Here is an 8870-nt window from a genome sequence, read left to right on the forward strand (position 1 = left end):
GGGGGCTACATCCGCTCGATCTTGCGCGGATCGATCCGCCCGAGCGCAAGATCGGCCAGCGCGCGCAAGTTTCCAGCGAGGCGACCGGCGCGATCGATATGCGGTTCGGGGAAGGGCGTGCGCAGCAGATTGGCGGCGAAGTTCTGCCAGAACAGACGCTTGGCGAGCCAGCGCGGGATCGTGCCCTTGCGCAGCAGGTAGACGAGATTGGCGACCTGCGAATAGCCAAGTCGCCGCCCCGACGTGCGACCGCCGCGCACGCCGAGATGAACGCCGGTGACCCGGCCGCTGGAGATCAGCCGCCCGCGCCGGGCAAGCTGCATGGTGAGATCGATATCCTCCTGCCAGCCATAGAGGGGCAGCGCCTCATCAAAGCGCAGGCCGCGCATCAGCGACATGCGCAGCGCCATGTTGCACCCATAGAGCGCTTCGCGCGGGATAATGGCAGGATCGAGCGCCGAGGCATCGAGCGCGATCAGATCGAGCGCCTGCTGCGCGGTGAAGCCGCCGTGGCGCACCCCATCCGCGACAAGATTGCCGGTGATCCCGGCTATCCCCGGATCGGAGGCAAACAGCGCCTCGATCGCGGCGCAGTAATCCGGGGCCATGACGAAATCATCATCGAGAAAGAGGACCACATCCGCCCGCCCTTCGAGCAGATCGAGCGCGCGGTTACGCTGGCGACACAGGCCCTTTGGCGAGAGCGCGAGCTCCGGCCGGACGGCGCTTTCGCCCGCAGTGCCGAAATCCTCCTGCGAGGGCGCGACGATCAGCACGCCATCGGGCTGCCGCGTCTGCCGCGCGATCAAGTCGACCGTTTCACGCAGGAGCGCGGGCCGGCCGACCGTGGCAATGACGATATGGATACGCAGCATGTGCCGCCTGCCCTCCGAGCCTTGCACCACTCCCCTGCAAGTGGCCGGACCGGTCTAGCTGGCGCGCCGCCCCTCGCCCACGAAGGTTGTCTCCGAACCCGACCCGTTAGCGGGCGCGGATGCGGCGGGTGAGGTGGTAGAACGGCGCCATTCCATCAGCAGAGCACCGGGCGCGCGCATGAACCAGCCGACCACCAGCCTTCCCGAAATCGTCATCAACGGCCGCTTCCTGATGCAGCCGGTGACCGGCGTGCAGCGCGTGGCGCGCGAGCTTACCCGCGCGCTCGACCGGCTGGTGGCAGAGGAAGGCCTCGCCGTCAGGCTGCGGCTGGTGTGCGAACCGGCGGCAGAGCTCGACGATCTGGCGCTGCGCGTGACCGCGGTGGAGCGCGCGGCGAGCCGGTGGGCCGGGCGGCTGGGCTGGCGTCTGGGCGGGCATGCCTGGGAGCAGCTGGTGCTGCCGCGCCACGTGCGCGGGGCACACCTGCTGTGCCTTGGCAATACCGCGCCGTTTGCAGCGCTGCATGCCCGGCAGGGGGTGACGGTGATGATCCACGACCTGTCCTATCGGCAGTTCCCCGGCGCCTACCGGCTGCATTACCGGCTGGGGCACCGCTTCATGCTGCCTTCGCTGCTGCGCCGGGCCGGGACGATCCTCACCGTTTCGGAGCGGGAGAAGGCCATGCTGGCAGCGCTGCGGCCCGACGCGCGCGGGCGCATCCGCGTGGCGCAGAACGGCGGCTGGGGCGGTGCAGCCCCAGCGGCGCAGCGCCTGCTGACGAGCGGCGAGGCGGTGGAGCCGGGCTACATGTTGTTCGTCGGCTCGCTTTCGCGGCGGAAGAACATCCATGGCGTGCTGGAAGTGGCCGTGCGGCTGGCGCGCGAGTCTGGACTGCGCACCCTGATTGTGGGCGGAGGCAGCGAAATCCTCTCGCCGATCACGGGGGACGTTCCGGCAGACGTGGCCCATCTGGTGCGCTTCACCGGGCCGGTGACCGAACTTGATGCGCTCGGCCAGCTCTATCGCGGCGCCGGATGCCTGCTGTTCCCCTCGTTCTATGAAGCGAGCCCGCTGCCGCCGATCGAGGCGATGCATTTCGGCTGCCCGGTGGTCGTCTCCGCGATCCCGGCGATGACCGAACGCTGCGGCACGGCGGCGGTCTACTGCGATCCGTGCGATGTGGACGATATGGTGGCGGCGGTGCGGCGCGTGCTGGCCGATCCGGCGCCGTTTGCCGCTAAGGGCCGCATCCACGCCGCGCACTGGACCTGGCGCGATCAGGCCATCCGCGTGCTGGAAGCGGTGCTCGGCAATGCGGCCACGCAGCTGCAACAAAACGCCCGCCGGAACGCTGCTGGCGATTCGGCGGGCGAGGTTGCGGGAAACGAAGGCTTCATACTGGCGGAGGCAGCTCAGCAGGCTCCCTGGCCGCGCAGCACCGAAGGCACTGTGAGCACGAGGATGGCAAGGTTGAGCGCCAGCGAGCGCGAGCGGGCGTAAGCCAGATCGAAGGCAACACGGCGCCGATAGCTCGTCTGGTCCTGCCGCTTGACCTGCCATAGCCCGGTAATGCCGGGTTTGAGGCTGCAATAGACCGGGAAGTGGCGGCCATAGCGCACCGCCTCTGCCGCCGTGATCGGGCGGGGTCCGACAAGGCTCATTTCCCCGCGCAGGACATTGATGAGCTGCGGCAGCTCATCAAGGCAGCTGCGGCGCAGGAAGCGGCCGACAGGCGTGATGCGCGGATCGATGCGCAGCTTTTGCGTTTGGGCCCATTCGGCTCGTGCTTGCGGATCGGTTTCCAGCAGGCGGGCGAGGCGCGCATCGGCATCGATCGTCATCGAGCGGAACTTGAGGCAATGGAACGGGCGGCCGCCCCGCCCCAGCCGCTTGTGCGCGAACAGCAGCGGGCCGGGATCGAGCAGCTTGATCGCCAGCGCCACGGCCAGCAGCACCGGCACCAGCAAAGTGAGCGCGGTGCCCGCCACGACAACATCGAACAGGCGGATCATGGCGGCATGGCGCCCGGAGGGGACCCCAGTGCGCGGAGGCAGCCGCGGCTGCGCCGGTAGCGGCACTGCGGTGAGCACGCGAGGGGGTGGAACGGGGCGTGACGCAGGTGCGAACGCGATTGCGGCAGGTTCGGATGCCCAGCGTTCGGCCTGGGCAGGCAAGAGGCTGTTCACTGCTCAGGTCTCCATCGAGGCCCGCACGCCGAAAAGGGGCGGCAGTGACGTCATGATGCAGTGCAGCGGGGAGCCGGTCAGGCGAGGATGCCCCCGGGACGGTTGGAATACGATGCTGCGAAGTGGTTGACGCGCAGGCTCTCAGACGAGGAGGCTGGCGCCCCACAGTATCGCCACCCAGAGCATGAACGAGCTCGCAAGAGGGAAGGCGAGGCGGAACCAGCCGGGATAGAGTTGCTCCGCGTCGGCCTCTGGCGTGAGGGTCAACTGCGCCAGTTCGGCCTGCAGCTGATGCACCGGCGAAGGCGCCGGAATCGCCAGTTCATCGGCAAGTCGGGCCACCGACGCCGATGCTGCGGCACTCTGGAGCGCCCGCGGCGCAGCTGCGGACGGCGCAACCGGAGGGGCAGAAACAGGGCTATCGGGGCGCAGCTTGGCAGCGGGCATGAAGTTCCTCCACCCCCCGGTCTAGCGCCGCGGGGTGAAGTGAAGCTTACACGAATCTATGTATTTTTGCTTAAGTATATGCAGCGCAACGAAAAATCCATTGCACTGCACAATCACCTCCATCTCGGAGCAGTCTATGCGCGGTCGGCCTGGGCGAGCGGTTCGCCATCGACCGGGTAGCCGGCATCCGAGGGAATCACGAGCCAGCGTGTCCCATCGCGCAGTTCGATCCGCGGAGTGACCGTGACGATAGGCGTGGCCTGCGCATGCTCCCGAGCAGCCGCGAAATGGCTGAACTGCGCCAGCCGTTCGAGATTGCGGCGGGTGGGGAAGATGATCTTGATCGCCTTCTCATCGGCCAGACGCAGCGCCTCCGCCGCGCTGGCCCAGAAGAGGTGGCGATTCTCGGTGGTATCGGCGGTGACTTCGACCGCGCCGGTGCCGAGGTCCGCAAGATAGAAACGCGTATCGAACACGCGCATGTTGCGGTGCCGTGGCCACCAGCGTGCGAAGGGCACCAGCGCGTCGAAATCGAGCTCCCACGCGAAGGCTTCGAGCACATCGGCAAGGCGGCCGGTATCGAGCAGCAGGCGGCGGGCGGCAGCGGCCCGATCGGCATCGATGGCGCCGATGAGGCCGACCACGAGGCCGGTTTCCTCGAGCGTTTCGCGCACCGCAGTGATGCGTCCAGCCGCGTCCGCGGGATCGAGCGCAAGGCCGGTGCGGGCCATGAAGGCTTCAGCAAGTTCATGATCGGCCGGATCGACCTTGCCGCCGGGGAACACGGTCGCCCCGCCGGCAAAGGCAAGGCTGCCCGAGCGTTCGACCATCAGGATATGGGCCGGACCGCCGGCGGGATCATGGCGGAACACCACAAGGGTCGCAGCAGGGGTAGCGGGGGCAGCGTCCGCGTGTTCGCCCATATCATCGAGTTCGTCCATGCAGCGACAATGCTACAGGGTGCCGGGCCTTGCCAAGCTCTGCGGCGCCGGTTTGCCGCGTTCTCCCCCAAAGTGAGAGGGCCTGTCGGCAGACTTTACAGATTGGCTGCCGCGCAAAGGCTCGTCCGCAGCGGATCACTTGGCTTTTTGGGGTGTTTGTGAATTTGGCACGCCCCATGCATAGTCTTCCGTGTCCTGAGAGTGTCTTCCCAGAGGCGGAACCGTTCCCCCCGGTCTCCCGGTTCCGCCTCTCCAGGCCCCACCGCCTGACAAGCCCCGCGCGCGGATCCACCCCCCACCCGCGCGCGGGGCCGGACGGCCCTCCCCCCGCCCCACACACGGTTCCTGAAACGCAAAACGCGGCCCCGCTTGTGGCGGAGCCGCGCTCTGTTTTGCGATAAATGTGGAAGGATCAGGCCTGCACGACGTTGGCATCGACCATGAGCTGGTGGAGTTCACCGGCCTGATACATTTCCATCATGATGTCCGAACCGCCGACGAATTCGCCCTTCACATAGAGCTGCGGGATCGTCGGCCAATCGGAGAAGGACTTGATTCCCTGACGGATTTCCATGTCCTGCAGCACATCGACCGAGGCATATTCGACGCCGAGGTGATCAAGGATGGCAACCGCCTTGCTCGAGAAGCCGCACTGCGGGAACAGCGGCGTACCCTTCATGAACAGGACGACGTCGTTGGAGCCGACGATTTCTGCGATGCGTTGGTTGGTGGACATGGGGCTTTTCCGGGCTTTCGTGGCTTTGCGTGAAGTTCAGGTGGGGACGGCGGTGGTCACTTGCAAGGCATGGAGCACCCCGCCCATGCGCTCACCCAGCGCGCCATAAACCGCCTTGTGCCGCGCAACGCGGCTGAGGCCGGCAAACGACGGCGCAACGACATGGGCGGCGTAGTGATCGCCATCGCCGGCGAGATCGGTGATCGTCACTTCTGCATCGGGAATCGCGGCGCGGATCAGCGCCTCGATCTCGGCGGCCGGCATCGGCATCAGGCGTCGCCCACGATCTGGCGGCGCGCTTCGATGGCCTGTTCGGCGAGCGCGGCGCGGATTTCGGATTCGTCGATGTCGACCTTGGCCATGGTGAGATCTCCGAGCAGCTTGCGCACGACGTCCTCGTCACCGGCTTCCTCGAATTCGGCCTGCACGACGGCGCGGGCATAGGCTTCGGTTTCGGCCGCATCGAGACCCATGCGCTGCGCCGCCCAGTGGCCAAGCAGCTTGTTGCGGCGGGCCTGGATGCGGAACAGGGTGTCTTCATCGTGCGCGAACTTGGCTTCCTCGGCGCGTTCACGGTCCTGGAACGAGGTCATGTCTGGTCTTTCCTGTGGCTTACGCCTGCCTTGGCAGCAGGCCGCTTCACTCCCGAGCGATAGTGGCGCGCGCGCATGGCTGCAAGAGCGCTCTATTCAAGAGCCAGCCCCGTCCACTTCGCGAGGAACGCAAGCACATCGGCACCGCTGGCAATAACCTTGTCGACCGGCTTGCCGGGCCCGTGCCCCGCCTGCGCCTCGACCCGCAGCAGATGCGGGCGGCTGCCGAGATCGGCGGCCTGCAGCGCGGCAACATATTTGAAGCTGTGCGCGGGCACGACGCGGTCGTCGGTATCGGCGGTGGTGACGAGGATGGCGGGGTAGTCCCCGCGCGGCCGGATGTTGTGATAGGGCGAATAGGCGCGCAACACGCGCCAATCGGCCTCACGCGCGGGGCTGCCGTAATCATCGACCCAGAACCGGCCCGAGGTGAAGCGGTCGAACCGCAGCATGTCCATCACGCCGACATCGGGATTGGCGGCGGCGAAGAGATCGGGGCGCTGGTTGATCACCGCCGCGACCAGCATGCCGCCGTTGGAACCGCCCTGAATGGCCAGCCCGCCCTTCGCGGCGATGCCTTCCTTGAGGAGGTATTCGCCCGCAGCAATGAAATCGTCGAAGCTGTTCTGCTTGTTGGCGAGGCGGCCGGCATCGTACCAGGCGCGGCCGAACTCGCCGCCGCCACGGATATTGGCGAGCGCGAAGACGCCGCCCGCCTCGAGCCAGGCCATCCGCACCGCCGAATAGCCCGGCGTGAGCGCGACATCGAAGCCGCCGTAGCCATAAAGCAACGTGGGCGCGGCGCGGTTCGCCACGGCAAGACTGCGCTTGCGCACCACATACATTGGCACCTTGGTCCCGTCCTTCGAAGGGAAGCTGCGCTGCTCGACGATGTAGTCGTCCGGGTTGAACGGGAGGTGCGGAACGGCAAACGGCGTGGCCGCGCCGGTGCGCATATCCAGCCGGAAGATCGAGGGCGGCTGGTTGAAGCTGGCGAACTGGTAGAACGTCTCCGGATCGCCGGGCCGCCCGCCAAAGCCGCTGGCCGAACCGACCGCACCGACGGTGATCGACCGCTTGGTGTTGCCCTTGAGATCGGTGACGACGGCGTAGCTCGCGCCCTGCTGGAGATAGGACAGGATCAGCCGGTTGCCCACGATGCGCCCGGCATCGAGCGTATCGGTCTTCTCGCCGATCACCTCGTTGATCGAGAAGCGGCCCTTGTCGGCGCGATCGAGATCGATGCGGACGAGCCGATAATGCGGCGCACCGGCATTGGTGATGAACCACAAGTGATCGCCGACGCCTTCGACGAACTTCCAGTCGTCGGTCATCGCCGGCGCAATGGGGATCGCGCTCCAGTCCTGCGCCTTGCCGCGCCCGAGCGGGATGACGTGCAGGGTGCGGCGCGGGAGCGTGCTCGCGGAAGACAGGATCACGGCCCAGCGGCCATCCGAGGAGACGGTAATGCGATGGTTCCAATCGCGGTGATCCGGCGTGGCGAAAACGCGGATATCAGCGTTTTGCGGGGTGCCGACGCGGTGGAACCAGATTGCCTTGTCAAACACTTGCGCGCGGTAGGCCTGACCCGCAGGCGGCTCGGGATAGCGGGCATAGAGGAAGCCGGCATCGCCAACCCAGCCGATCGCGGTATCGTTGGCCCATTCGAGCCGGTCTTCCAGCATCTTGCCGGTGGCGACATCGACAACGCGCACGGTGCGCCAATCGCTGCCATCGCGCTGCTGGGTGAGCGCCAGAAGATTGCCGCCCGGCGAGGGCACCCAGGCATCGAGCGTGCGCAGGCCTTCCCCGACTTCCTTCTCCCAGCCATTGGGATCGACAAGGGTGCGGCCCTCGCCTTGCAGCCCTTCTCGCACTTCCAGCACCGCCTGATTCTGGAGGCCGCTGTTGCGCGTGTAGAAGTAGCGACTGCCCGCCTTGCGCGGCAGGCTGAAGCGTTCGTAGGCAAACAGGCTGCGGATCTTGCCCAGCAGCGCGTCACGTCCGGGGAGCTGGGCGAGATAGACCGAACTGGCCGCATTCTGCTGCGCCACCCATGACGCGACTTCGGGGCTGGACCGCACGTCCGCCTCGAGCCAGCGATAGGGATCGGCCAGATCCTCGCCGAACTGGCGCTCGATCAGGGAATCGCGGCGTGTGGGCGGGTAGCGCGGGGCGGAGAACGTGGTGATGCCGGCCCGGTCCGGGCTCCGATCCGCGCCCGAGGGCTGCACCGCCTCTGTGCCGGTATAGGTGGACGGGCCGTGAACCGGCGCGACCAGCGCCTCGGCCTCTTCACGAGCCATAGCCCCCGGCGCCGGCAGCAGAAGTGCCGAAACCAGGACCGCCCTTCCGATCCTTCCCACGATTTTCATGCTTTTATGGGAGGGGTTTAGCACCACCGGAGGGTGTTGGGCGAGAGCGAAATTGCGCTTATCGCATGGCAAGGGATTTTCAGGGTTTCGGCGCGGTTTGGGGCCAACGGCAGGCGTTGTGCAGTGCGGCTCTGGATCCCCGCCTGCGCGGGGATGACGAGGATCCGGGGGGGGGATCGTGCCCGCGCCACATTCGTCACTGCGGGCGGAAGGAGGGGGAATGCGCAAATGAAAAGGGCGGCGCCTTGCGGCACCGCCCAGTCAGTCCCTTTCGGGATCCGGCAGCCTCAGGCTGCTTCGTATTCGTCTTCGTCCGCGGTCAGCACCGGGCCGGAGTCGAGGCCCTTGGCGCTGGTGTCGCGGTCGACCAGCTCGATCACGGCCATCGGAGCAGCGTCCGAGGCGCGGTAACCGGCCTTGATGATGCGGGTGTAGCCACCGGCGCGGCCGGCGTAGCGCTCGGCCAGCACGTCGAACAGCTTCACCAGCTGCGCGTCGTCGAGCAGGCGGGCGTGCGCGAGGCGGCGGTTGGAAAGGCCGCCATGCTTGCCCAGCGTGATCAGCTTTTCGATATAGGGGCGCAGTTCACGCGCCTTGGGCAGCGTGGTGGTGATCTGCTCGTGCTTGATGAGCGCAGCGGCCATGTTGCGCATCAGCGCGCGGCGGTGCGAGGATGTACGACCCAGCTTGCGCTGGCCCAGCTTGTGACGCATCGG

10 protein-coding genes are annotated in these 8870 nt (G+C 67.0%); 1 reads left to right on the forward strand and 9 read right to left on the reverse strand.

Features of this window, described 5'->3' with window-relative positions:
* Positions 1-5 precede the first annotated feature (5 nt).
* Positions 6-875 carry a glycosyltransferase family 2 protein gene (locus K5Q19_RS07510; RefSeq protein WP_292942893.1) on the reverse strand — a complete coding sequence of 290 codons (870 nt, stop codon included), beginning with the start codon at positions 873-875 and terminating at the stop codon, positions 6-8.
* A 178-nt stretch (positions 876-1053) separates the two neighbouring features.
* Here K5Q19_RS07510 and K5Q19_RS07515 point away from each other — a divergent pair, with 178 nt between their 5' ends.
* Positions 1054-2376, forward strand: coding sequence for a glycosyltransferase family 1 protein (locus K5Q19_RS07515; protein ID WP_292942895.1), 1323 nt, complete (start codon positions 1054-1056; stop codon positions 2374-2376).
* On the opposite strand, the gene K5Q19_RS07520 is transcribed toward K5Q19_RS07515, so the two are convergent.
* The 8 genes from K5Q19_RS07520 to rplQ all read right to left on the reverse strand — a co-directional run bounded on the left by K5Q19_RS07520 (position 2289) and on the right by rplQ (position 8867).
* The gene (locus tag K5Q19_RS07520) at positions 2289-3062 is read right to left on the reverse strand and encodes a sugar transferase (protein WP_365758798.1); all 774 of its coding nucleotides are present in this window, start codon (positions 3060-3062) and stop codon (positions 2289-2291) included. The two genes, K5Q19_RS07515 and K5Q19_RS07520, sit on opposite strands and share 88 nt — an antisense overlap.
* 141 nt (positions 3063-3203) lie before the next feature.
* Positions 3204-3509, reverse strand: a complete 306-nt coding sequence (locus K5Q19_RS07525; protein ID WP_292942898.1) for a hypothetical protein — start codon at positions 3507-3509, stop codon at positions 3204-3206.
* A gap of 134 nt (positions 3510-3643) precedes the next feature.
* Complete coding sequence (locus K5Q19_RS07530) at positions 3644-4450, reverse strand: NUDIX domain-containing protein (RefSeq protein WP_292942900.1); 807 nt, start codon at positions 4448-4450, stop codon at positions 3644-3646.
* A gap of 412 nt (positions 4451-4862) precedes the next feature.
* Positions 4863-5186: a Grx4 family monothiol glutaredoxin gene (gene grxD, locus K5Q19_RS07535; protein ID WP_292942903.1), complete on the reverse strand. Its 324-nt coding sequence runs from the start codon at positions 5184-5186 to the stop codon at positions 4863-4865.
* A gap of 36 nt (positions 5187-5222) precedes the next feature.
* Positions 5223-5456 carry a BolA family transcriptional regulator gene (locus K5Q19_RS07540; protein ID WP_292942906.1) on the reverse strand — a complete coding sequence of 78 codons (234 nt, stop codon included), beginning with the start codon at positions 5454-5456 and terminating at the stop codon, positions 5223-5225.
* Positions 5456-5779 (reverse strand): DUF1476 domain-containing protein, encoded by a 324-nt coding sequence (locus K5Q19_RS07545; RefSeq protein ID WP_292942909.1) that lies wholly within the window; start codon positions 5777-5779, stop codon positions 5456-5458. The genes K5Q19_RS07540 and K5Q19_RS07545 overlap by 1 nt, the downstream gene beginning before the upstream one ends.
* A 92-nt stretch (positions 5780-5871) precedes the next feature.
* Positions 5872-8085 (reverse strand): prolyl oligopeptidase family serine peptidase, encoded by a 2214-nt coding sequence (locus K5Q19_RS07550; RefSeq protein ID WP_292942911.1) that lies wholly within the window; start codon positions 8083-8085, stop codon positions 5872-5874.
* 356 nt (positions 8086-8441) lie between these two features.
* Positions 8442-8867, reverse strand: a complete 426-nt coding sequence (gene rplQ, locus K5Q19_RS07555; protein ID WP_292942934.1) for a 50S ribosomal protein L17 — start codon at positions 8865-8867, stop codon at positions 8442-8444.
* Positions 8868-8870: the final 3 nt, after the last annotated feature.

Origin of the sequence: Novosphingobium sp., from assembly GCF_019748365.1 — a bacterium.
Lineage (GTDB): Bacteria > Pseudomonadota > Alphaproteobacteria > Sphingomonadales > Sphingomonadaceae > Novosphingobium.